Source organism: Botryobacter ruber (genome assembly GCF_003347595.2).
In the GTDB taxonomy this organism is placed as follows: Bacteria; Bacteroidota; Bacteroidia; order Cytophagales; family Hymenobacteraceae; genus Pontibacter; species Pontibacter ruber_A.
Window position 1 is genome coordinate 233,732 of record NZ_QCZK02000041.1, and the last position, 24,743, is coordinate 258,474.

The window sequence follows — 24,743 nt, forward strand, 5'->3', positions numbered from 1 at the left end:
TTTATTAACCATAAAGCAGCGAAATGGATTTTTTGCCGGAAACCGTTTTTTTGTAGTCTGCCTCTGCTTCATAGCCCGTCAGCAGCGCCACCGGGGCCAGCAGTTTGAACAGGATTTTCTGCGCCCACACTGGATAAGCCGCCAGGTAATACTGGTTGGCGTACTTGTTTAAGGTTATAGCCAACTGGAGCAGCGAAACATGCTCCTCCCCCTCCTGCCATTCGGATTGCGCAAAGGCCAGGACTGTTTCGTACAACGTTTCTGTAGCCAACGCAGGCACCATTTCACACCGAACGTTAAGTTCCTCCTGCCAGCTGGCATTCTCCAGTTGATGGGGAACACCAGCAGGAATCCTGATCTCTTCTCCCGGTCCGTACAGCCTTTTCAGTCCGTCGATGGTCGCCCATATTTTCCCGGATTTAATGTACACCGTCTCCTGCTGCTTCGGGTGCACATGCATTGGCAGGTGGTACAGCGTTCCGCCCGGGGAGATGATGATATCGAGCTGCAACAGCATACCAGCCGTATCAGCAGCAGTCAGCAGGAATGTGACGGTTGCCCTCCTGACCGGATCATAAAGAATGTCGCCTTTTCGTACCATGTTCCGATGGGTTTGATATGGGGTAGCATGCGGTGAAGACTGTAAAGCAGTTAAGCTTGAGGTAATTTGTCCCCCTTTGAAGCTAATCCTGTAGGGAAAAAGAAAAGGTGCTTTAGCAAAGTTCATTTTGCTGGTGCGAGCTTGTAGCTCGTACTTTCATGCCAGATGTAAAGCAGTAAGTCTTGTTTTGTAAAGCTAATTTAGGTAGAAATACAGTTATTTACCTGAGAAATGAAAGTACGAGCTACAAGCTCGCACTAACTCACCCATTTAAGATTGTTCTCTACCAGTTTAGCTTAAAGAGAAGAATTTTCCTGCAACAGTGAACTATGCGTAAGCTCAGTTAATACATCGCGATGTTAAACTTACCTGCAAACGAACCCTTCAGTGTCTTCCCCCCGAGCAAGATTAGGTCATATTCGGTCGTATAGTTAGGTGCTGTGCCCGAAACTTTTATGGTACCGCCTGTAACGAGCGCGGCCGTTTCTTCCTGCCAGTTTTTGTCGCCGTCGGTATCGGTAAACACCATGGCTAAGGGGAAAAAGTACTTGTTCTGGTAACGGGCAATCAGATCTTCTTCCTCCAGGTCCAGGTGGTCGCTCCAGTCGTCGTATTCAAAAACACCGGTTTTAAAAGCAGCTGTACCGGGCGACAACAGCAGAGCCGAGATAACGATTTTACCGTCGTTCATGCTTACCACATCGTTATCTTCAAACACAGGCGTGCCGTCTGTTAAAATGAGGTTGTAGTTGTAATGCGTCGTATGTTCGGCTTCGCTATCTAAAAAGATATCGACGGCCCCGCCATCCTGTATGAAGCCATTTTTGATGGTGTACTTTGCATTGCTGTACTCTGTGTTGGAAAGTACGGGAGAAACATGTTCCGAATCGTCCTTGCAGGAAACGGACAGGAATACGATAAGCAGCGCGCAGGCTTTTAAAACAGGGGCAAAGAAAAGATTTTTCATAGTTTTATTTTGTTAAAGTTTTTAAGTTTTATTTTGGTTTGGTTGTGTGTGTCGGGATATTGTTAAAAGGTAACAGGTAAGAGAGGCTGAAGCCGGAATGATTAAAATTTAGCCGTAACACCAAGTTTCAAAGCCGAAACGCCGTAACCGACTTCCGCAAAACCGCCGATTTTTTCGGTAAAGAAATACCTGGTGCCGGCATGAAAGCCAACAAACATACCGTTGCCGTAGTGGTTGTAAGAGATATCGCTGCCCGTGTTGTCGTTGTAAGAAACGGTGCGCAAACCAACAGACAGGCCACCATAAGGATCGAATTTGCTGTTGCCATTCCCCAGTTCCAGCGCCGCCAGCACATCGCTCAGGTGGTAAGAACCTCTGGCGCCAAAATACAGGAAGTTGTAGTTCCACTTGTACCCACCGGACCGGTAGCCGTAGCGGGCATAATCGACAAAGCCTCCCACCGAGATGTTTTCCTTAATGCCGATTTCAAAGGAAGCACCCACTGGCACACCGCCCGCCGTGTAGGCCGCCAGGCCGACGCCTGCATTCAGGTATTTGTCTTTAGCAGTTGTCTGGTCCTGGGCCTGTGACACAGAAAAAAGGGCGGTTACGCCAAGCAGGGATAGGAATAATTTTTTCATAGTTTTATGTTTTTGGAGGTTTGATCAGCAGGTTTGTTCCTTTTTTACCTGCGTTTTAATATGTCAAAGGTAGGGCGAATAGGTGCAGGCGGGAATAGTCCCTACTGCTCATTTGCATAGGTAGTACTACCCATTTTCAGGGGAAAAGCCGCTTATAGAACCAGTTGTGCAGCTACTGTGGCTGTGGTGGCAGGTGCAGCAGATGATATTAGGACGCTCCCCTTGCACATTCTACAGCCGGATTGGTTATATTTCGGTTTCGAAACCTGCATCCGTGAGAACCATTCTTTTCTGCTTCAGTATCTGCTGGCTGCTCCTGCTGTGGCCTGCCTGCGTGCGCACCTGCAGCGCCGGCACAGTACCGCTTATCCGGCTGCACGACCAGGCGGAGCGCTATGCCTTGGGCAATCAGGTGGTGCTGCTCGAAGACGAAGCAGGTTCTCTTACTTTTCAGCAGGTGAAGGGTTTGCAGAATGCGTTTCAGAAAAGTTTGCAGGAGATCCCGGTGTATGGCCCTTCCTCTTCGGCGGTGTGGTGCATGTTCAGGGTGCAGAACAGGAGCCGGGAAGACAACTGGTACCTGGAAATCGGGAATTCCTACCTGAACCAGGTAGACCTGTACGAAGAAACGGAAGCAGGAAATTTCCGGGTAGTGAAGGGAGGAACAAACGAAGCTTTCCGGACACGGCACCTGAAAACGAACCGCATCATTCTGCCACTCCGCCTGCCACCGGGTACCGAACGCACCTATTATGTCCGCTTTCAGAGCAGGAGCATTTTACGTTTCCCGATCCAGGTTGCCACCATGCCGGCCCTGTACGAGAGCAACCACAGCTTCGACCTGGCTAATGGCATTTACTTCGGGCTGATGTTCTCGCTGGTCATCTTCAACCTGTTTGTCTACCTCTCGCTGCGCGATAAAGCTTACCTGTTTTACATCCTCTACATCCTGTGCCTGACGCTGGATGTGGCCAGTGTCAGGGGATACCTGCTGGAGTGGCTCCCGGAGTCGCTGATGTGGCTTGTGACGAACCGGGTGTTTTCGGGCTTAACGATCTTTTTTGCGGTGCTTTTCACGAATGCTTTTCTGCAGGTAAAGAAGTTTATGCCGGGCCTGTACCCCTGGCGCAGGATTATTTACATTTCGGTGGCCGTCATTTTTGTACTGAGCCTGCTGCACCTTTACGTCTGGAGCTTTACCTGGATGCTGCTCACGTTTATCCCGACGTACATTTATATTTACAGTGCCGGCATAAAAATATACCGCAAGGGCTTCAAACCTGCCCTGTATTACACCATCGCTTTTGCCGCAGTAGGTATCGGGATTACAATTTATATCTTAAAAGACAACAACGTGCTGCCCGAAACGGCTTTTACGGAGGGGGCGCTGCAGCTGGGTTCCGTGATCGAAGCCATTGTGCTTTCTTTTGCCCTGGCCAGCAAGTTTAACTACTACCGCCGAGAAAAAAACCAGGCACAGGAACTGGCCATCCGGCAGGCTAACGCTTTTTCGCAGCAGCTCATCCAGTCGCAGGAGCACGAGCGAAAACGCATTGCAGCCGAACTCCACGACAGCGTGGGCCAGAGCCTGATCCTGATCAAAAACAAGGTACTCATGCTCCGGAAGCGTCTGGACGAACCTGCCAAAGTAAGCCAGCACGCCGAGGACCTGACTGAAAGCGTAACCAACACGATAAATGAAATCCGGGCTATTTCCTATGCGCTCCGCCCCTTCCAGCTGGACATGCTGGGCCTGACGCAGTCCATACAAAGCCTGGCAGACGAAGTGGCCGAGGCAAGCGGCATAGCGGTAACAGTGGAGGCAGATAACGTGGACGGGCTCTTCCCGAAAAACGATGAGATTAACCTGTACCGCATTGTGCAGGAGTGCCTCAACAACATTGTTAAACATTCCGGCGCCACCCACGCCAGGCTCACCCTTACCCGTACCGAACAGGTAGTGCAGTTAATGATCGAAGACAATGGAAAGGGCATGCCCGCCGGTACCGGCAGTGTTCAAAAAAAGCAGGGCTTCGGACTGCTGGGCATCCAGGAGCGCATCAACATACTGGCCGGTAACTGGCTTATCAAAGAAGCGGTGCCGCACGGTACCATCATTCATATTTCCATACCTATAGCTGTAGCACATGCAAACAATTAAGATCCTCATTGCCGACGATCATCCCATCTTCCTGAAAGGGCTGAAAGAAGTTATCGAAATGGAAGAAGGTTTTCAGGTGGTGGCACAGGCGGTAAACGGGCAGGAGGCGGTGTATGCCCTCCAGACAAACCACGTAGATGTGGCCGTGCTCGATATTGATATGCCGCGCATGAATGGCCTGGAAGCAGCTGAAAAAATGTTACAGCACCAGCCACAACTGCCTATCCTGCTCCTGACCATGCACAAGGAACGGGCGCCCTTTATGAAAGCGCTGGAAATTGGCCTGGCGGGTTATGTACTGAAGGAGAACGCGGTGAACGATGTGGTGAATGCCATTTACGCCGTAGTGGAGGGCGGCAACTACATCAGCCCCGACATGTCGGCGTACCTGCTGCGCAAGCCTGCCAAAACTGCTAAACCGACTCTGGTAGACGAGCTGCAGCTCCTCACGCCTGCCGAGCGGCAAATCCTGAAACTGATCGCCCTGTACAAGTCGAGCCGAGAGATTGCCGACGAACTATTTATCAGCGAAAAAACCGTTTCGAACCACCGCATGAACATCTCGAAAAAGCTCAGCCTGACCGGCAAGAACAGCCTGCTGCGTTTTGCCATCGAGCATGTGGGAACAGCAGGTATGTAACAAACTGCTGTTTTTGCTGCTGCTTAAAAATAAAAAAAGCTGCCCATGTATAAACAGAGCAGCTTTTTTCTTGCGTAAAATTGTTACAGCGTAATCACACTATTGCTGCTGCCAAAACTATTTGGCTGCTCGCTGTCAGCTTCCGGCTCATTCAACCATATTGTTTTATTCACCAGGTATCTGAATTCGTGTTGGCTGTTCTTGGGAAGGGCAGCATCGTAGGTAAAGCAGCCACCTTTTTTCTTGCTCATCGGAGCCGGATTTTCCCAATCATTATTTAAACCCAGTATTTCTACTGTCTCGGCGTTTTCAGGTGTTACCGTAAATTTCACCTTGCAATAGTCCTTCGTTTTGAGATAGGTTTTCTGTATCATTTTTTAATATAATTATTGGAAAAATAAAATTATGTTCTTTTATACAAATCACCAAAAAAAAGTAACCCATTGATACTGTAAATTTTACATGAACAAAAATTTTAAGTGCCTGTTTACCCGCTGCTGTCCTGGTCAAATCAGGTTAGTTGTTACAACAGCAACTTCCGAAAATACTTTTACAAGAAAATAGCAATCGTTTCCCGGTAGCAGGGGCAGGAGCGTTACCTACATAGCTGGTGATGCCTGTTTTCATCCTTCACCCACTTCCGGTAACGTAACTTTGGCTAAAATTTTCTGCTGCACCTGCCACCACAGCCACTGCACCACCCTGGTGCTGGTACCTACTGTTCTACAAGCGATTGTTTCAGTTTTTGATTTATTTTCAAATCACAAATTCCTGATCTTACGTTTGATGTTTAAAAACACGTAATATGCTGGACATTGTCATAGAAGCACGCAAAGCCTCCCTGGGTCCGGGTATGGATGTGAAGCGCATCCTGCCGTTCCGCCTGCGCAGAATGGTCGGTCCCTTTATCTTTATGGACCATGCAGGGCCGGTAGCCGTGCAGCCGCCTTTAACCCACGCTATGGACGTACTGCCGCACCCGCACATCGGCTTGTCCACCGTCAGCTATTTATTTGGCGGACAGGTTACGCACCGCGACAGCCTGGGTGTGGAGCAGATCATTCGTCCGGGCGAAGTAAACTGGATGACGGCCGGCAGCGGCATTGCCCACTCCGAACGTTTCGAAGATCCGGCAGCCCTGGCAGGCGGCAACCTGGAGATGATACAGACGTGGGTGGCGCTGCCGGAAAAAGACGAAGAAGCGGCGCCTTCTTTTGAAAACTACAAGCCCGATCAGCTTCCCATTTTTACCGACACCGGCGTGTGGATGCGGCTGATTGCCGGCAATGCTTACGGGTTGAAAAGTAATGTAAAAACAAACTCGCCGCTGTTTTACCTGCACGTCATCCTCGATAAGGGCGCACGCTTCGGCTTGCCCTCCGGGCACACGGAACGGGGCATATACATCGCCAAAGGAAGCCTCGAAATTTCCGGGAGAACCTATGCGGCGGGACAGATGCTCGTTTTCAACCAGGGCGCTGACCCTGCCATCGTGGCGAAGGAAAACACCACGCTCATGCTGCTGGGAGGCGAGCCGCTGGGAGAGCGGTTTATCTGGTGGAATTTTGTTTCGTCGAGGAAAGAGCGGATCGAGCAGGCCAAAGCCGACTGGAAAGCAGGGCGCATCCTGCTCCCTCCCACCGACAACCAGGAATTCGTTCCGCTGCCGGAAGACCGCTCCAGACCGGCAGGCAATCCTGCGCCGGAAGCGCTTTCGTGATTTTCTGGCAGGACACAAGCACAGCAAACTCACCTCAGCTAAAAACAAAAACCACTCTTCGCCAAGGTACCGAAACCACAAAACTTGTAACCATAATCAGGTGCAGCAGTACACATAGTAGCAATTCCCTATATTCTTCCTTCCGGAAATTCAGCAAAAGCGTTACAAAAGCTAACCTATGGCGGGATTCAGAAAACTCAAACGCTTCCTGTTCAGGCACAACCTCATCCCACCAAAAAAGTGGCGGCCTGCCGCTATCGTGGCTGTGGCTACCTTTGTGGGCCTGGGCTTGTATGTGGTAAAACTCAGCAACGCCGCTTCCTACCTTTCCGACGATCCGCAGGCCTGCGTAAACTGCCACCTCATGACGCCCCAGTACATTACCTGGAACCACAGCGCCCACCGCGAAGTAGCCAGCTGCAACGACTGCCACGTGCCACACAACAATGTTTTTAATCAATATTATTTCAAAGCAAAAGATGGCTTGTACCATGCCTCCATCTTTACCTTAAGGGCTGAGCCGCAGGTGATACAAGCAAAAGCGCCTTCGGTAGAGGTAATACAGAATAACTGCATCCGCTGCCACGCGCAGCAGGTAACCGATGCCAGAATGGCCGGCTTTGTAGAAGATCATTACGAAAAAAGAACCGGCAGAACCTGCTGGGAATGTCACCGGGAGGTACCGCACGGAAGGGTGAAAAGCCTTTCTTCGGTTGGCCACCAGATAGAGCCCATCCGGGCGCATGCCCCGCCCGACCTGGAAATTGTACCCGCCTGGCTTAAAGCATCCATGGAAAAAAGTAAACAGAAAGCAGCAAAATCTAACAAAACAGCACCATGAAATACTGGATCCTCTTTATTGCAACCGTACTTGGCGTAGTTTTGCTAGCCATGCTGGTTTACTCCATCATGGACCGGAAAACGGAAGCACGCTTCGCCTACCAGCCCAAGGTAGAAATTGAAGGAATCGAGCCCCGGGATTCGCTCTGGGGACTGAATTACCCGCGCCAGTACCAGTCGTACCAGAAAACACAGGACACCACGTTCAGCAGCAAATACAACACCAGCGGCTTCCGCGATGCCCTGGAAGAAAATCCGGAAACCATCATTCTCTGGGCAGGCTATGCCTTCAGCAAAGGCTACAACCAGCCGCGGGGCCACAACCACGCCGTACGCGATGTACTCAGTTCCGTGCGGATCGGCGCCCCCACAGAGGCAGGTACCGGTCCCATGCCCAGCACCTGCTGGACCTGTAAAAGCCCTGATGTGCCCCGCCTGATGAGCGAGTTGGGTGTTGCAGACTTCTACAGCCATAAGCTTTCAGATTTCGGTGGCCAGGTGATCAACCCAATTGGCTGTGCCGACTGCCACAACCCCAAAACCATGAACCTGACCATTACAAGGCCAGCTTTGGTAGAAGCTTTTAAAGCCATGGGGCGTGACATCAACGAGGCTTCGCACCAGGAAATGCGCTCGCTTGTATGTGCGCAGTGCCACGTGGAGTACTACTTCAGTAAAACAAAACACGAAGGCGCCCAATACCTTACCTTCCCCTGGCATAATGGCTTTACTGTAGAGGCCATGGAAGCCTACTACGACAGCATCGACTTTGCCGATTGGGTGCACCCGCTGAGCAAAGCCAGGATGCTGAAGGCACAGCACCCCGATTTCGAAATTTACACCTTTGGCGTGCATGCCGACCGCGGCATTTCCTGCGCCGACTGCCATATGCCTTACCGGACCGAAGGCGGCCAGAAATTTACAGACCACCACATCGGCTCGCCCCTCAGCAATGTAGAGAACTCCTGTTTTGTCTGCCACCGCGAAAAGGTATCGGACCTGGTAAACGATGTGTATGAACGCCAGACGAAAGTAAAAGAAGCAACCGGCAGGCTGCAGCGGCACATTGCCATGGCCCACCTGGAGGCAGAGCAGGCCTGGAAACTCGGCGCTACAGAAGCCCAGATGAAAAACATCCTGCGGGGTATCCGCCTTGCCCAGTGGCGCTGGGATTATGTGGCAGCTTCGCACGGAGCAGGCTTTCACGCCCCCCTGGAATCGACCCGCATTGTGGCCTCGGGCTCTGCTATTATCCAGGAAGCGCGGGTAGAGCTGGCCCGGGTGCTGGCATCGCTGGGACATAACAAACCCGTTCAAATGCCCGACCTCGACAGCAAGTCGGCGCTGCAGGCTTACATCGGCGTGGACCTGGAACAGGAAAAACGCGAGAAGGCAAAATTCCTGGAACAGGTGGTGCCGCAGTGGCTGAAAGAAGGCAAAGCCCGCGAAGCAAAGCATAAGGTGAACATGATCAACTAAGTGCTTCTCAAAATCTCATCAGGATAAAAACACCCGACATTTTACAGTAGCAGTATGACCTTCTTCAAACTTTTGCTTTCAACCAGGATAACCCTTGTTCTGCTGATTGCCTTTGCTGCTTCCATGGCTGCAGCCACCTTTATCGAAAATGACCACGGTACTGCCGTAGCCCGCGGGCTGGTGTACGAGGCCTGGTGGTTTGAACTGATCATATTGTGGCTGGCTATCAACTTCCTGAGCCACATCGGGCAGTACAAGCTCTTTCATAAAAACAGGTGGCCAATCGGCTTGTTTCATGTGGCATTTGTGATCATTATTGTGGGAGCGGGCGTTACGCGCTACTTCGGACGGGAAGGCATCATCCACATCCGGGAAGGGAAAGCCGAAAATACCTTCTACACCACCGCCCGCTACCTGCAACTGAAACAGCATGGCAACGAAAGCGGCAAACAATTCGAGAAACCAGTCAACCTGATCAGCCACAACTTTAAGCCACAAACCACTACTGCCGGTTTTGAGGAGCAGGAGTTTAAGGTAACCTTCCAGGAACACATAACAGGAGCAAGAGAGGCAATGGTGGCAGGTGCAGAAACATTTTTAGACCTGGCAGTTGCCCTGGGCGGCGAACGGAAAGACGTCCTCATCACGCAGGGCGAAACTCTTCCAATGGGAAATATTTCGCTCGGAACGCAGCAGGAGGCTGAGCAGCCCGTAAAAATTTTCAAAACCGACAGCAGCTGGATGATACAGTCGGAACTGCACCTGCAGGTAATGGAAATGGCGACGCAGAAAATAGGCGTACTGCATGCCGGCGAAATAAAACCGCTGCAGCTGCGCACGCTCTACCAGTGGGAAGAAGGCGCCTTTTTGGTAAAAGCGATACATGAAAATGCGAAGCTGACATACCGGCCCGAGCAGGACGAGAAGCTGGCCAAAAACCTGCCGGATGTGGTAAAGCTGAAAGTGAGCGACCAGCAGGACAAACCGGTAACGGAGCGTTATGTGAAACTGGCAAGCACCGACCCCACCTGGCACCCCTTCACCTACCAGGGAAAGCAGTATACCATAACCTACGGCCCGAAAGCTGAACAACTGCCCTTCCGCCTTCACCTGAAAAAGTTTGAACTGGAGCGCTACCCCGGCAGCCAGAGCCCCGCCAGCTACGCCAGCGAACTGAAAGTAATGGACGCCGGAAACGAATTCCCGTACCGGGTTTTCATGAACAACGTGCTCGATTACAAAGGCTACCGCTTTTACCAGTCCTCCTACGACACCGACGAAAAAGGCACCATCCTGTCGGTAAACCAGGACAGGCCCGGCACCTACCTCACCTACCTGGGCTACACGCTGCTGGCCCTGGGCATGTTCCTGACACTCTTTGCCAAAGGCAGTCGCTTCCGGATGCTCAACCGGAAAACGGGCGCCAGCCGCAAAAAGACGACAGCCACACAAGTTACGGCGATGCTGGCGCTTTGCCTCCTGGAGATACAGGCACAGGCACAACCGGAGGCAAGGCCTCTTGTGGTGCCCCAGGAAAAAGCAGCAGCCTATGGCAAACTGATCGTGCAGGACCTGGACGGGCGCTTGAAGCCGCTCAACACATTGGCCAACGAAATCCTGCGCAAACTCAACGGCAGGTCCACCATCACCCTTCCCGGCAATTCCGGCGAAGTAACGCTTTCCTCTGAGCAGTTCCTGCTGGCCGTACAACTCGACCCCATTACGTTCAGCGGCCTGCCTGTCATCAAAATCGACAAGGAAAAATCACGAGAGGCTTTTGCAGCGATGGGCATTACGCCACGAGACCGGGTTAGCTTTAAAGACTTTATCAACGACGACGGTGACTACCTACTGCATGAGCTGGTGGAGGAGGCAAACAAACTGAAGCCTGCTGAACGGAACGAAGCGCACAAGGAGCTGCTGAAAACGGACGAGCGTTTCAATATTTTCTATGCCCTGCTTACCGGCGATTTCCTACGGATTTTCCCCAACAAGCACGATGAGAACAACACCTGGTTCACGAGCCAGCAGTCGCAGCAGGGTTTTACAGAAGAAGATGCCCGGTTCGTAAAAAGTATCACCTCCATTTACCTGGCGGGGCTGCACAAAGGGTTGCAGAATGGCGACTGGGCGCAGGCCGATGAGGCGCTGGCCTACATGCACCTTTTCCAGCAGCAAGCCGGCGTGAACGTATATCCCGAAGAAAACCTGGTCGAAGCCGAACTGCTCTACAACCGCCTAAACCTGGGCACCAACCTTTTCGGCCCCTTCTGGCTGACCGGCATTTTTATGCTGGTACTGGGGATTACTATGCTGTTTAAAGAGGCAAAGCCCGTGCAGTGGGCCTGGAATGCGGGCAAGGTACTTAGCTGGCTCGGTTTTGTTATCTTTACCTTCCACCTGTGCCTGCGCTGGTATATCGCCAAACATCCGCCCTGGACCGATGGCTTCGAAATGCTGGTGTTTGTAGCCTGGGGTGTGCTGCTGTTTGGCCTGCTCTTTTCCGGCAAATCCAGGTTTACCGTTCCGCTCGGGCTGTTATTTTCGGGCACGCTGCTGTTCGTCGGTTTCCTGGACTGGCTCAATCCCGAAATTACCAACCTGATGCCGGTGCTGCATTCTTACTGGCTGAAGATTCATGTAGCAATTATCGTAAGCTCGTATGCCCCACTGGCGCTGGCGGCCGTGCTGGCCTTGCTGAGTTTGCTCTTCATCATTTTCAAGCCGTCTTCGCCTAAAGCCACCTGGTGGGCGAGCATGCAGGAACTTACCGTCGTAAACGAGCTAGCTGTTACCATCGGGCTGTTTCTGCTGACCATCGGCACGTTCCTGGGAGGCGTGTGGGCTAACGAAAGCTGGGGGCGCTACTGGGCCTGGGACCCAAAGGAAACCTGGGCGCTGATCTCCATTATCGTCTACGCCTTTGTGCTGCACCTGCGCCTGATTCCGGCCCTGAAGAATGCCTTCGTCTACAACCTTGCCAGCCTGTGGGCATTTTCGGCCATCATCATGACTTCGTTTGGGGTGAACTACTACCTATCGGGGCTGCACTCCTATGCCGCCGGCGACCCGGTGCCGGTGCCGGTCTGGGTGTATTGGGTAGTGGCGTTGCTGCTGCTCGTTTCGGCGCTGGCTTTTCTGCAGTACCGGAAAATGAATCAGGAGGAAAAGAAGGAACTGATGGGCTAATAGGCAAACTGAGTATCCAGGACCTATGAAAAAAAGCGATAGCACCTGCCACCACAGCCTTACCTGCTGCTAATCGAGCCAGTGCAATCAGCTGATACCAATATCAGTTGATTTGTACGCTATACATTTACATATTCTGTCCCCGGTCTGGGTGTAGTTTTTAACTACACCCACCTATCCTGTACAGCAGCAAATGTCACAAACCAAGACATCAGCACCGGTCTCCTCAGAAGTAAAATTTTGGTGTAGCTTAAATACTACACCCAGCTACTCCTGGCAATGGACTTTCCGGAAAGTTATGGTATTGTCTATACTCCCTGTTCAAATATACTATATCTAACTAAAACATTATTATAATACAACACATTTCATGTTAAATACTAACCGTGGAACATTTCCCAATTTTGGTGTGTTAACAATGAGATTCAGCAATAGCACAATAAAAAGAATTCCATATAACGACACTAATCTTTCGCTCATGACAGGCTCCACCCCCTTCTGAGCTTTCAATCCTGACATTTATTTCCAGGCGATGCAAACAAACTTAATTTCAACTTTAGCCAACACAAAGATGAATTTCAATTTCCGTAACGTAGTTGTACCTGTTCTTTTAGGCTTGGCAGTGGTGGCCTGCGATAAAAAAGACATGGAAGAAATAGCTCCTGAAGCTGCCATCAGCGCGCAATCAACAAGTTTAGCCACATCCGCCCAGCTTATTTTTGAAGAAACAGCCGAAGGCAGCACTTTTTTTCCGCTCTCAGGGGCTACGCTTAACAAAACCCACGGGATAGAAAACTGCGGCCTCGACTGGACTTTAGCATCCGTAACAAGTCCTGCACGGGAGCATGAGAAAGCGATCCGTTTTGAAATCAGGAAAGGGCAGCCGTTGGTAGGTTCAAGCGGGAAAATCCGTTCCGAGGTTACGGTGATCAAAGGCTCCTCCGACGACAGGTTCTCCAAAGATATCTGGTATTCGTTCTCGGTTTATTTCCCCTCTGTTGGTTTTGAATATGATGATGAAAGAGACTGCCTGATCCAGTGGTACGAAGACGGAAGCGATGAGACGACCATCCGTGCCGAGAACAACAAAGTCTACCTGGAGGTAACACCTGCCAACGACTCAACGGAACAAAAAACCTACGACCTGTTCAGCTCGAACACCGCCCTGAACTCCAAGTCAAAAAGCCTTGCAGCTTTTTCTGACATACCGAAAGATCAGTGGAATGAGTTTGTGTTCCATTTTGTGCACTCCACCGGTTCCGACGGTTTGATTGAAGTCTGGCGTAACGGGGTAAAAATTCACCACATCACCGGGCGAAACATGCACCTGAAATATCCGAAATGGAAAATGGGCCTTTATAAGTCATCGTTCCTGGCCGGCTCTTCCCCCCTTTCTTCCAGGGTAATTTATTTTGACAACATCCGGGTAGGCAAACCTACTGCCACGCTGGCCGACATGTCATCCGGGATAGCAACTGGTACTACCACTGTTACGCTTGCCGATACAACCGCTACGACAGCAACCGAACCGGAACGGGTTACAAGTACGGACACGACCAGTACAACCTCATTTTAAATAATCAAAAGCCGCTCTGCTAAAAAGGAGCGGCTTTTCTTTTGCTTTTCAACGAACCGAACACTTCAACTATACCAACTGGTAAAAAGATGTTACCAAAAATAGAACAGCAGCGGCTGTGGTGGCAGGTGCAGCAAAACAAAACGTTCGGAAAGGAAACAGGTTTAGTTGAAAATAGCGTTAGTTACAGGAATTTACCAGCCGTGGATGTTCCGTATCAGCAGGATTCAACCATGCTAAGGATTTGTAAGTAACAGAAAGACGCTTCGAATCTACTTTTCTGCACAACTTTTGCAGGAGTGGTTAACGTTCGTTCGTAATTTTTTTGGATAAATGTCGTTTTTACGCTTATATTTGACAAAACAAGATTCGTACGATACTTTCTTTTAAACTACCAGCACAAACAAAAGGTATGAACATCCTGAGACTACTAAAACTAACACTTGTCGTGACGTTGCTTCTGAGCGGGATAACAGGCAACGCCCAGAAATTAAAGAAAAACCAATTCAACAACCCGCTGGCCTTACAACGGGCAGATCCGCATGTCTGGAAAGCGAAAGATGGCACGTATTACTTTATTGCCACAGTGCCTGAATACGACCGCATCGAGATACGCAAATCAAAAACCATTAATGGCATAAAAGAGGCGCAACCCGTGGTGGTGTGGCGCAAACACGACAAAGGGCCAATGGGCAATCACATCTGGGCGCCTGAACTGCACCGGATAGATGGAAAGTGGTACATCTATTTTGCAGCGGGTTCAGCTGAGGATAAATGGAAAATCCGCAAATATGTGTTGTCAAACCCGTCGGAAGACCCAACAAAAGGCGAGTGGAAAGAGGAAGGCGAGCTTGTGAGCAAACGCAATCAGTTCACGCTAGATGCCACCACCTTCGAGCATAAAGGCCAGCGCTACATGATCTGGGTAGACAGGGCATCGGACAAAGAAGTGAACACAGGATTGTATATCGCCAAAATGACCAGCCCGACCACCCTCGGCGATAAACAGGTCGTAATTTCACAGCCTGAATATGCCTGGGAACGGAAAGGGCATAACGTAAACGAGGCTCCGGCAGTAATTATCCGCAACGGAAAAGTGTTTGTAACATTTTCGGCCAGTGCCACCGATGCCAACTACGCCCTTGGCTTGCTTTGGGCGGATAAGGATGCCGATCTGCTCGACACGGCCTCCTGGCACAAATTACCGGAACCGGTTTTCTACACCAACGAAAAACTGAAGCGCTTTGGCCCGGGGCACAACAGCTTTATAGTGGCTGAGGATGGCAAAACCGATATCATGATTTACCATGCCCGCGACTACAAAGACATTAAGGGCGAACCGCTGTACGACCCCAACCGCCATACACGCGCCAGGGTCATTACCTGGACCAAAGACGGCATGCCTGATTTTGGCCAGGAACTGGACGACAACGAAACGGCGCTAAAAAAGGCAAAGAAATAACCTGTGCTACTGCTACCCATAACGGGCAGTTGATTTGCAACCTGAAGCAAGTCAACTGCCCGTTATAGTTTTGCAACGCTCTGTTTTCTGCAGCAGGCTGTACCTTCCCGGCACTTGCTGCGCAAACCTTTTCCCAGCACAACGGTTATGCTTCAGAGAAAACGGCAACAGGTTACACTTGGCTAACAAAACTTACGATGCGGTAGTAATTGGCGCGGGCTTCGGGTCGCTGTCGGCGGCGGCTTTGCTGGCGAAGCGGGGGCTGCGGGTTTGCGTGCTGGAGCAGGCAAAGTACCCCGGCGGCTGTGCCTCCAGCTATAAACGGCAGGGCTGCTGGTTCGAGACGGGCGCCACTACCCTCGTGGGATTGGACGAAGGAATGCCGCTGCGTTACCTGGTCGACGAACTACAGCTTAACATCCCGGTGCGCCAACTGGCTACCTCCATGCAGGTACACTTGCCGGACGGGCAGTTGCTGACACGGTACGCGGGACTGCAGGAGTGGATCGCGGAGGCGGAGCGTGTGTTTGGTGTGCGGGGGCAGCGGCCGTTCTGGGAGCAGTGCATGGCCATCAGCCGGGAGGTGTGGCAAACGTCGCTGGTGCAGCAAAGTTTTCCCTTCTCCAACGCACAGGACCTGTGGCAGGCAGCCAGGCAGGTGCACCCGAGTCAGCTGCGCTTGCTCCCAAAGGCTTTCCGGACTGTAGAAGACCTGCTGCGGCGCTACGGATTGCTGGAGAACAGGCTGTTTACAGACTTCGTGAATGAGCAGCTCCTGATAACCGCGCAGAACTATATGGGCGAAGTGAACCTGCTCTTTGGCGCCACCGCCCTCTGCTATACGCTGTTTGGCAACTACTATGTGGATGGCGGCCTGATCAACCTTGTGAAGCCAATCGTGGAATACATTACGAACAAAGGTTCCGAAATAAGATACCGGCAGCAGGTCCGGAAGGTCGTACGGGTAAATAACGGTTACGAAACACACACCGGTTCAGCCTGTTTCCGGAGCCGCTTCGTCATCAGCGGACTGCCCCTGAACAACACGGCGAAGCTGTTCCCAGACAACGAGATACAGGCGGAGCTACAGCCCTACCTGCTCGGCTCAGAGAAGTTGAACGGCGCTTTTACCATGGGACTGGTGTTGCAGGAGGTACCGGCACCCGAAACGCTGCACCACCAGGTCCATGTGCCGGAAGGACTACCCCAGATTGGCAGCAAGAGCTTTTTTGTCAGCTTCAGCCATCCCCAGGACAACACCAGGGCGCCACAGGGGCAAACGGTAGTGTCGGTGAGCACCCACATCGCAGACCCTGAACGGCATTACATCCGGAACAAAGCAGCACTGGAGACGGCAATTCTGGCAAAGATGCAGGAACGGGGCCTGCTGCCGGAAGATACCTTACGCTACTACCATTCGGCCACACCGGGCGCCTGGCTTTTCTGGACGAAGCGGGCTTTTGGCATGGTAGGCGGCTACCCGCAGTACCGCAACATCCGGCCCTGGCAGCTGAAAGACGCGCGGCTCGACCACAAAGGCGCCTACGTATGCGGCGACACCGTGTACCCGGGGCAGGGAATTCCCGGTGTTTGCCTGAGCGGCATACTGGCAGCCCACAAACTGGCGCTGGACCACGGCCTGCTGGTTGGCTAAACCGGGAACAACTCTGCGCTCAAAGGAGAAATTTCTTCTTCATATCAAACTGGAAGTGCAGGAGTTACCGCTCCTTTTAAAAGGTTCGGAAAAAGAAAGCTTACAATTATTAGTTGATTTTGTAAATTTGTTTAATAACAGATGATAGCCTAACTTTCCTCAACCAATTTAAACCAAAGCGAATATCATTAATGATTACACAAAAAACCAGGCTCGCCCTGCTGCTCATGCTCTCCCTGACACTGCAGCTTACTGCCTTTGCAAAAGATGTTTTCCCCGACGGAACCCCGATACCAGACTGGTTCCGGCAAAACAAACCGACGGATATAAGCAAGTTAGGAAAGCACTACCGCATTACAGACTTTAACGTCACAAACGACAGTACAATCATCCAGACAAAACTTATACAGGCAGTAATAGACAAAGCCCATGAGAATGGCGGCGGCGTGGTCATCATTCCGAAAGGGACATACCTGAGCGGCTCGCTTTTCTTTAAAAAAGGCACCCACCTGCACCTGGAAGAAGGCGGCAAGCTGAAAGGCAGCGACGACATCAGCAATTTCCCGCTGGTAATGACCCGCATGGAGGGGCAAACCCTGAAATATTTTGCCGCCCTGGTGAATGCCGATGGTCTGGACGGGTTTACCATTTCCGGAAAAGGCACCATCGACGGCAACGGGCTGCGCTACTGGAAATCGTTCTGGCTCAGGCGCGAATTCAATCCGAAGACGACCAACATGGATGAAATGCGTCCGCGGCTGGTCTACATCTCCAACAGCAAAAATGTGCAGCTGTCAGGTGTGAAACTGATAAACTCGCCTTTCTGGACGACACACCTGTATAAAAGCGAAAACGTAAAGCTGCTCGACCTGTACATTTACTCCCCTGAAAAACCGGTAAAAGCCCCGAGCTCCGATGCCGTGGATATAGACGGCTGTAAAAACGTCCTCATCAAAAACTGCTACATGTCGGTTAACGACGATGCTGTAGCGCTGAAAGGCGGTAAAGGCCCGCGTGCCGACAAAGACCCCAATAACGGACCAAACATCAACATCATCATCGAAGACTGCACCTACGGCTTCTGCCACGGCGCCTTAACCTTCGGAAGCGAGTCGTTGCATGACCGCAACATCATTTTACGCCGGATTAAGATAAACCACGCCCAGCGCTTGCTTTGGTTTAAAATGCGCCCCGACACGCCTCAGCTTTACGAGTACGTGCTGCTGGAAGACATTGAAGGCCACGACATCGGCAACTTTATCTTCATACGCCCCTGGACCCAGTTCTTTGACCTGAAAGGCGAAGAGGTATCGGGCACGTCTAAAATCCAGCACATCACCATGCGCAACATAAATATCGATTGCGAGAATTTTTTTAATGTGGGAGCGGCAAAAGAAGTTAAACCGGCGCAAGGCTTCGGCTACAAGATGTCGGACTTCACGTTCGAAAACATCAAAGTAACAGCGGAGAAATTTCTGGACATAGACACTTCCATTATAGAAAATTTCAAGCTGAAGAACGTAACCGTTAACGGGAAGAAAGTTAAATAAAGGCTACTAGCTGCTGCTGTTACGCAATAGTTTACCTTAATTGAAGCTACTCCTGCAAGCAAAAACTGCTCTGCAGCTGCCACCATTGCCTCTGCTGCTATAAGCGGCCCTGTACCGGTAACAGGTTTAGGAGCTGCGTCAACACCTGAATTGTTAGCTAACCATATGAAAAGACTACTTGCATACCTGTTCGTTTTTTGCCTGACCACCTCGGTGTACGGGCAGCGCATTATGGAAAACCTCGACCGTGGGGTGGTAGCCGTGCGGCACAAGCCTGACTCCGTTTTCATTAGCTGGCGCTTGTTAGGTACCGAGCCGGAAAACCTGCCGTTCAACCTTTACCGCACCACAGGCACAGGAAAGCCGGTAAAGCTGAATCCGAAACCCATCACCGGCGGCACCAACTTTACCGATACCCAGGCGGACTTAACGCAGAACACGGCCTACACCGTTAAAGCCCTGGTGAAGGGCAAAGAAACGGCTGCAAGCAAGCCTTTTGTTATTCCCGCCAACGCACCGGTAGCCCAGTACCTGTCCGTTCCGCTCAAAACGCCTGCGGGGTACCGGCCACACGACGCCTCGGCCGGCGACCTCGATGGCGATGGCCAGTACGAGCTGGTGCTTCACCAGGTGGGCAAAGGCCTCGACAACTCCTTCAATGGCTACACCGACAAACCCGTTCTACAAGCCTACAAGCTCGACGGCACCCTGCTGTGGACCATTGACCTGGGCCGCAACATCCGCGAAGGCGAACATTATACCCAGTTTATCGTGATGGACTTGGACGGCGACGGGAAGGCCGAAGTCGCCATGAAAACAGCCGATGGCACGATAGACGGCAAAGGACAAGTGATTGGCGACTCCACAAAGGATTACCGCAGCAACGATCCGAAAACCCTGGGCAAAGTGCTGGACGGGCCGGAGTTCTTTACCATATTCGACGGCCAGACCGGCGCTGCCCTTGCCACGACCGACTATATCCCGTCCCGCTACCCGACCGACGGCTGGGGCGGCCCCGGCGGCAACGGCGGCAACGACAACAGCGGAAACCGGGTAGACCGTTTCCTGGCCTGCGCCGCCTACCTCGATGGCAAATTGCCGAGCGTGGTGATGTGCCGCGGCTACTATGGCCGCACCGTGCTTGCCGCCTGGGATTATAGAAATGGAAAGCTAACCTCCCGCTGGGTGTTTGATACCAAAGATGGTAAAAACCCTTTCTCGGGCCAGGGCAACCACAACCTGACAGTGGCTGACGTGGACGCCGATGGAAAAGACGAAGTTGTGTATGGCGCGATGGTGGTGGACGACAACGGAAAAGGACTGTTTACCACCGGCTTCCGCCACGGCGATGCCCTCCATGTCGGCGACCTGGATCTGGACCGCCCCGGCCTGGAAGTGTTTGGTCCGCACGAAATAGAAGATCATGCAAAAGGCGACTCCGGCTATGTGAAAGACGCCGGTCCCGGCGTAGCCGTTTACAGTGCCCGTACAGGCGAAGTGCTCTTTAAAGGCGCCATCGACACCGATGTAGGTGGAGGTGTGGCAGAAAACATAGACCCCGACAACCCGGGCGCCGAAATGTGGTGGTCCGGCTCCGGGGGCCTGCATTCCATGAAAGGGGAGAAAATCGGCCCTACCCCCACCGCCTCCTGGTTGATCTGGTGGGATGGTGATTTAACCCGGGAGCTGATGGGGCGCGGCAGGATCAGCAAATACAAAGGCGGCACTGTTTTCACGGCAAGCGAACAAAGAGGCAACAACAGGGGAAACCCGAACCTGACCGCCGACCTGCTGGGCGACTGGCGGGAAGAGTTCATTATGAGTGCCGGTCCGGACGAACTCCGCATCTACACGACCGTCATTCCCACAGACCACCGGCTTTACACGCTCATGCACGATCCGCAGTACAGGCTCAGCATCGCCTGGCAGAACGTTTCGTACAACCAGCCGCCACATGTAAGTTTTTACGTTGGTGAGGATATGAAAAAAGCTCCCAAACCAAATATTGTGCTCACGAAAGGAGTGAAAACCAGGTAACTGCAAGAGGGTGTCCCAACAGGCACCCTCTTTGTTTACACCGGAAGATTGAATAACCCATTAGTTATTACAGGGATGGTTGAGGTTCTGCTGCGGGTACGGGGACTGTTCCCTCGATAAAAAACCTGTAAGGGGCTTTTCCGATTCTTCCGGAATACTCCCTCTTTACTTGAGCCAACAAATATCCCATTTCAGCTATCGCAAATCTCTGTTAAACAACTTTTGCTCCCATCTCTTCCGCTGAATGACTAACTTGTATTAGTTAAAGACTATGTAAGCGACCCGGGCAGACATTTTTTGAGTAGGGATGAAAGAAATTCTTCTTGCTCCGATGCACTTCCTGGTACTGCAGGCAAAGTTCCCCATTGGCTAAATGAAAACTTTAACACAGTACAACAGAACCTGTACCCATTTAATATTTTTGAAATTCAGCACGAAACAAACGAAACTATTGATGCAAAAAAAGATTAAGCACCTGTTTTCCATCGCTGCATTGTTGGCAGCCAACCTCCTCTTCACAACGAACCTGGCGGCACAAGCAGGCGAGCAGCCCCTTGCACACCGCGCCGGCATTGTACTGGAGGAATTTGTCTACACCAAAGCGGACTTTCCGCAGTCTCACTCGGCCACCATTCTGGAGTTGGAGGGGGGCGAGCTGCTGTGTGCCTTCTTCGGCGGCACCCGCGAACGGCATCCCGACGTTGAAATCCGGGTGACGCGCAAGCAGCCCGGCGGGAACTGGACGGCACCCGTAAGCGTGGCCGACGGGGTGCAGCCCAAAGGAGACAGGCTGCCGACCTGGAACCCCGTACTGTTCCAGCCGCGTGGTGGCGATGTCATGCTTTTCTACAAGGTTGGGCCGAGCCCTTCGGAGTGGTGGGGCATGCTGAAGACTTCGAGCGACGGCGGCCGCACCTGGAGCAAAGCGCAAAAGCTGGAGGGCAAGGCGATCGGCCCGGTTAAAAACAAACCTATCCAACTCGAAGACGGCACCATCCTTTCCAGCTCCAGCACAGAGGGCAAAGGGGGCTGGCGTGTGCATGTGGAGCGCAGCACCGACGGCGGAAAAAGCTGGGACATCATTGGCCCCATCAACAACCCCGACAAGCTTGGTGCTATCCAGCCCACGCTGCTGACCCATCCTGACGGCCGCATCCAGATGCTCTGCCGGACCCGCAGCGAGGTGGAGTCTATTTCTCAAAGCTGGTCAGAAGACGGTGGCCTTACCTGGTCGGAGATGAAGACCACGGAGCTGCCCAACAATAACTCGGGTATCGACGCCGTAACGCTGCAGGACGGTCGTCACCTGCTGGTCTACAACCATTCCACGCGCGCACAAAAGGGCATGGGACATAAAGGCCGTGGCGTGCTGAATGTGGCTATCAGCAAGGATGGCAAAACCTGGGACGCAGCGCTGGTACTGGATTACCTCGACGAGCCGGAGAAGCAGTTCTCTTATCCCTCTGTTATCCAGACAACAGACGGGCTGGTCCACATCGTCTACACCTGGCACCGGACACGGATAAAGCACGTTGTTATCGATCCTAACCAGCTGGATACCTACCCCATCGAGAACGGCAAGTGGCCGGCTGAAAAAATCCCGCTCATCACGAGCTTGGAGCAGTAGGATTTTCCAGGTAATAGCTCAATCAGTTTGTAGTAACGAACTGAACTTACGCAAAAAATTACGATAGCAGAAAAAGCCCCCTCCCCTTCAAGTCCCGGACCTGCGGCTTTAAGCTGATCTTGTAGGGGAAAATTCCTGCTTCAAGTTTCCAACCTGGAGCTTTTTATCCTGAAAGCTTTCAGCTTTCGTGGCTGAACCTACCTGATTTCATACCCTCGCAAGTTGAAAACTTGCTGGAATGATAGCCCCAAGTTGGAAATTTGAAGCAGTTTTTTCTCTTTATTAGGAGCAAAGGCAATGGTCGCAGCTGCAGACAAATTTCCCTACAAGATTAGCTTTAAAGCCGCAGGTCCGGGACTTGTTCGGGGAAGGACAAAAAAGTGCTGCGCATCATCAGTTATCAAACGAAAATATTCCAGTAAAAGTCAAACTCAAAAATGAAAAAACCCTTTCGAATTGCCGCCGCAAGCTTGCTAATGCTTGCTGTTTTAGGTCCGGGTGTGGAGGCTAAGGCACAGAATGCCGCCGGACAGCCTGAAGCCGGACAAATACCGCCACATCCGCCACGATTGCCCGAAGCTGCTATTCCTGCCTTTCCGGGAGCATGGGGAGGCGGTATGTTTACCACCGGAGGACGGGGAGGCAAAGTCTTTGCCGTTACAAACCTCAACGATAGCGGTCCGGGTAGCCTGCGTGCTGCCTTAGAAGCAGAAGGGCCGCGCATTGTGGTATTCCGTGTAGCTGGCACGATTAAAGTAAATGACGACCTGAACATCAATCATCCCGACATCACCATTGCAGGCCAATCCGCTCCGGGCGATGGCATCTGTGTGGCCGGTACGCTGAACATCAACACCCACAACGTCATCATCCGCCACCTGCGTGTGCGCCGCGGCGTTCCTACCGGAGGACAAGGTGATGATAACATTGGCGGGTATCCGGACCATCACATCATCATCGACCATTGCTCTACCAGCTGGGGTATGGACGAAAACATTTCACTCTACCGCAACATGAAACCATCGGTAGACGGAAGCACGAAAATAAAAGTACCGGCAGAAAATGTAACCGTTCAATGGACCATCTCCAGCGAAGCGCTCGATGCCAGAGGTCATGCGTTTGGGGGCACCTGGGGCGGAAACCCTTCCACGTTCCATCATAACCTCTTTGCCAGCAACACAGCCCGGAATCCATCCATCGGTATGTCTGGTCCGTTTGATTTCCGCTACAATGTTATTTACAACTGGCAACACCGTTCTATAGATGGGGGCGATGAAACTTCCGAAATCAATCTCATCAACAACTATTTCAGGCCGGGGCCTGCCACCAGGGATAACATACGCGACGTTTTTGCCCGCATCGAACAGCGCAGCATGTACTCTCCCGGCAGTGCATGGGCTGAAGGCGACTGGTACCCGAAAGCCTCTAACCGTCCGGGCAAATGGTACGTGGCCGGCAATATCATGCACGGCAACGAAGCGCTAACCAAAAACAACTGGGCTGGTATGAAAGGGCCTGAGAATCTTGCCCGGGTAAATACACCCTTTGTAGGGTGGCCGGTGGCGCCGCACCAGACAGCCGAAGCCGTTTTCGAGTCTGTACTGGCAAAGGCCGGGGCTACTTTACCCAAACGGGATGCCGTTGACAAGCGGGTGACAGAAATGGTGCGCACAGGCAAACCGATGACCCCAACAGGCATCATTAAAGACGTATCCGAAGTGGGTGGTTATCCAAACCTGACCTTCAAACCGTCCCAGGTTCCTGCTGACAGCGATGGCGATGGGATGCCGGATGCATGGGAAACCAAACACAAGCTTGACCCCAAAAATCCAAAAGATGGCGCGCTGGATGCTGACGGCGATGGCTATACCAATGTGGAAGAGTTCCTTAACGGTACAAATCCGCAGGAGAAAATCAATTACCGCAACCTCAGTAACAACGTCGATACGATCAGTTAAGTGCAACGACCTCCCAGTTTTAGGATGGGTTGTACCAAATCGTTTGTAGTGTAAACTATGCAGCAGAGGGAATGGTGGCAGGTGCAGAAGCCTGTACAGGCGTGCCGGCAAAGCCATCGGCTCTCGCGGCTCGTCCCGAAATGCTTCGGGACGCTGACAACCGCTCCATCCCTCCTGCTGTAATTTTTTTTATTTACAGGGCAAAGCGAGGTACAACCAAGTTATCCCAGCCTGGTTAGCCCTCGCCGTTGCGGTGTGTTCTCCCCGGCAACACCTCAGCCGGCATCTTCTACCCGACAATACTTAATGGAAGGCATTTGGTGCGGCTTCAGCATAAAAAAAGCCCCTCAGCGTTAACTGAGAGGCTTTCCAGTAGTCCGTAGGGGAATCGTGATTCCTGTACAAACAGATAATTATCAATACTTTACGTGGCTTCTGTTTTGCGACTCACCGAATCACGCACCACTTTTTTCTTCAGTTTGGCTGCAAATGCTATAAAACAAATATAGCATTATTGATTTTAAGAGTCAAATGTGTTCGTCCTGGATTGCACCTGTATATTCAAAGTACAAAAAAGTTTATCCCTTCTGAAAGGTGCAGTATCTCGCGGTTTGGTGCGAGAAGCAAGATGTATTTTTGTA

Annotated in this window: 17 protein-coding genes; 13 read left to right on the top strand and 4 right to left on the bottom strand. The window is 51.8% G+C overall.

Annotated elements, in window-relative coordinates:
* Positions 1 to 4 precede the first annotated feature (4 nt).
* From DCW36_RS13795 to DCW36_RS13805, 3 genes are all read right to left on the bottom strand, one after another.
* Positions 5 to 601, bottom strand: a complete 597-nt coding sequence (locus DCW36_RS13795; protein WP_164891135.1) for a cupin domain-containing protein — start codon at positions 599 to 601, stop codon at positions 5 to 7.
* A 343-nt stretch (positions 602 to 944) separates the two neighbouring features.
* Positions 945 to 1,568: a hypothetical protein gene (locus tag DCW36_RS13800; protein WP_114779208.1), complete on the bottom strand. Its 624-nt coding sequence runs from the start codon at positions 1,566 to 1,568 to the stop codon at positions 945 to 947.
* Between the two features lie 101 nt (positions 1,569 to 1,669).
* Entirely contained in the window at positions 1,670 to 2,209 is a 540-nt protein-coding gene (locus DCW36_RS13805; RefSeq protein WP_114779210.1) for a hypothetical protein, read from the bottom strand.
* A 274-nt stretch (positions 2,210 to 2,483) separates the two neighbouring features.
* Here DCW36_RS13805 and DCW36_RS13810 point away from each other — a divergent pair, with 274 nt between their 5' ends.
* On the top strand, positions 2,484 to 4,370 hold the full coding sequence (locus DCW36_RS13810; RefSeq protein WP_164891136.1) for a sensor histidine kinase: 1,887 nt from the start codon (positions 2,484 to 2,486) through the stop codon (positions 4,368 to 4,370).
* The gene (locus tag DCW36_RS13815; RefSeq protein WP_114779214.1) at positions 4,357 to 5,010 is read left to right on the top strand and encodes a response regulator transcription factor; all 654 of its coding nucleotides are present in this window, start codon (positions 4,357 to 4,359) and stop codon (positions 5,008 to 5,010) included. Before DCW36_RS13810 ends, DCW36_RS13815 begins: the two co-directional genes overlap by 14 nt.
* An 83-nt stretch (positions 5,011 to 5,093) precedes the next feature.
* On the opposite strand, the gene DCW36_RS13820 is transcribed toward DCW36_RS13815, so the two are convergent.
* Positions 5,094 to 5,384: an isoamylase early set domain-containing protein gene (locus tag DCW36_RS13820; RefSeq protein WP_114779216.1), complete on the bottom strand. Its 291-nt coding sequence runs from the start codon at positions 5,382 to 5,384 to the stop codon at positions 5,094 to 5,096.
* A gap of 431 nt (positions 5,385 to 5,815) precedes the next feature.
* Between DCW36_RS13820 and DCW36_RS13825 the strand changes: the two genes are divergently transcribed.
* The 11 genes from DCW36_RS13825 (at position 5,816) to DCW36_RS13875 (ending at position 24,102) form a co-directional block, all read left to right on the top strand.
* Complete coding sequence (locus DCW36_RS13825; protein WP_114779218.1) at positions 5,816 to 6,730, top strand: pirin family protein; 915 nt, start codon at positions 5,816 to 5,818, stop codon at positions 6,728 to 6,730.
* Between the two features lie 178 nt (positions 6,731 to 6,908).
* Positions 6,909 to 7,571: a cytochrome c nitrite reductase small subunit gene (nrfH, locus tag DCW36_RS13830; RefSeq protein WP_114779220.1), complete on the top strand. Its 663-nt coding sequence runs from the start codon at positions 6,909 to 6,911 to the stop codon at positions 7,569 to 7,571.
* Positions 7,568 to 9,049 (top strand): ammonia-forming cytochrome c nitrite reductase, encoded by a 1,482-nt coding sequence (nrfA, locus tag DCW36_RS13835; RefSeq protein WP_114779222.1) that lies wholly within the window; start codon positions 7,568 to 7,570, stop codon positions 9,047 to 9,049. Before nrfH ends, nrfA begins: the two co-directional genes overlap by 4 nt.
* Before the next feature lie 54 nt (positions 9,050 to 9,103).
* Positions 9,104 to 12,238, top strand: a complete 3,135-nt coding sequence (gene ccsA / locus DCW36_RS13840; protein ID WP_114779224.1) for a cytochrome c biogenesis protein — start codon at positions 9,104 to 9,106, stop codon at positions 12,236 to 12,238.
* 571 nt (positions 12,239 to 12,809) lie between these two features.
* Positions 12,810 to 13,814: a polysaccharide lyase gene (locus DCW36_RS13845; protein WP_164891137.1), complete on the top strand. Its 1,005-nt coding sequence runs from the start codon at positions 12,810 to 12,812 to the stop codon at positions 13,812 to 13,814.
* 412 nt (positions 13,815 to 14,226) lie between these two features.
* A complete protein-coding gene (locus DCW36_RS13850; protein ID WP_114779228.1) occupies positions 14,227 to 15,276 on the top strand; it encodes a glycoside hydrolase family 43 protein in 1,050 nt (349 codons plus the stop codon).
* Positions 15,277 to 15,454: 178 nt separating this feature from the next.
* On the top strand, positions 15,455 to 16,930 hold the full coding sequence (locus DCW36_RS13855; protein WP_114779230.1) for a phytoene desaturase family protein: 1,476 nt from the start codon (positions 15,455 to 15,457) through the stop codon (positions 16,928 to 16,930).
* Positions 16,931 to 17,121: 191 nt separating this feature from the next.
* Positions 17,122 to 18,480: a rhamnogalacturonidase gene (locus DCW36_RS13860; protein WP_114779232.1), complete on the top strand. Its 1,359-nt coding sequence runs from the start codon at positions 17,122 to 17,124 to the stop codon at positions 18,478 to 18,480.
* A gap of 165 nt (positions 18,481 to 18,645) precedes the next feature.
* On the top strand, positions 18,646 to 20,517 hold the full coding sequence (locus DCW36_RS13865; protein WP_114779234.1) for a rhamnogalacturonan lyase: 1,872 nt from the start codon (positions 18,646 to 18,648) through the stop codon (positions 20,515 to 20,517).
* 454 nt (positions 20,518 to 20,971) lie between these two features.
* On the top strand, positions 20,972 to 22,144 hold the full coding sequence (locus DCW36_RS13870; protein ID WP_114779236.1) for a sialidase family protein: 1,173 nt from the start codon (positions 20,972 to 20,974) through the stop codon (positions 22,142 to 22,144).
* A 437-nt stretch (positions 22,145 to 22,581) separates the two neighbouring features.
* The gene (locus DCW36_RS13875) at positions 22,582 to 24,102 is read left to right on the top strand and encodes a pectate lyase family protein (RefSeq protein ID WP_114779238.1); all 1,521 of its coding nucleotides are present in this window, start codon (positions 22,582 to 22,584) and stop codon (positions 24,100 to 24,102) included.
* Positions 24,103 to 24,743: the final 641 nt, after the last annotated feature.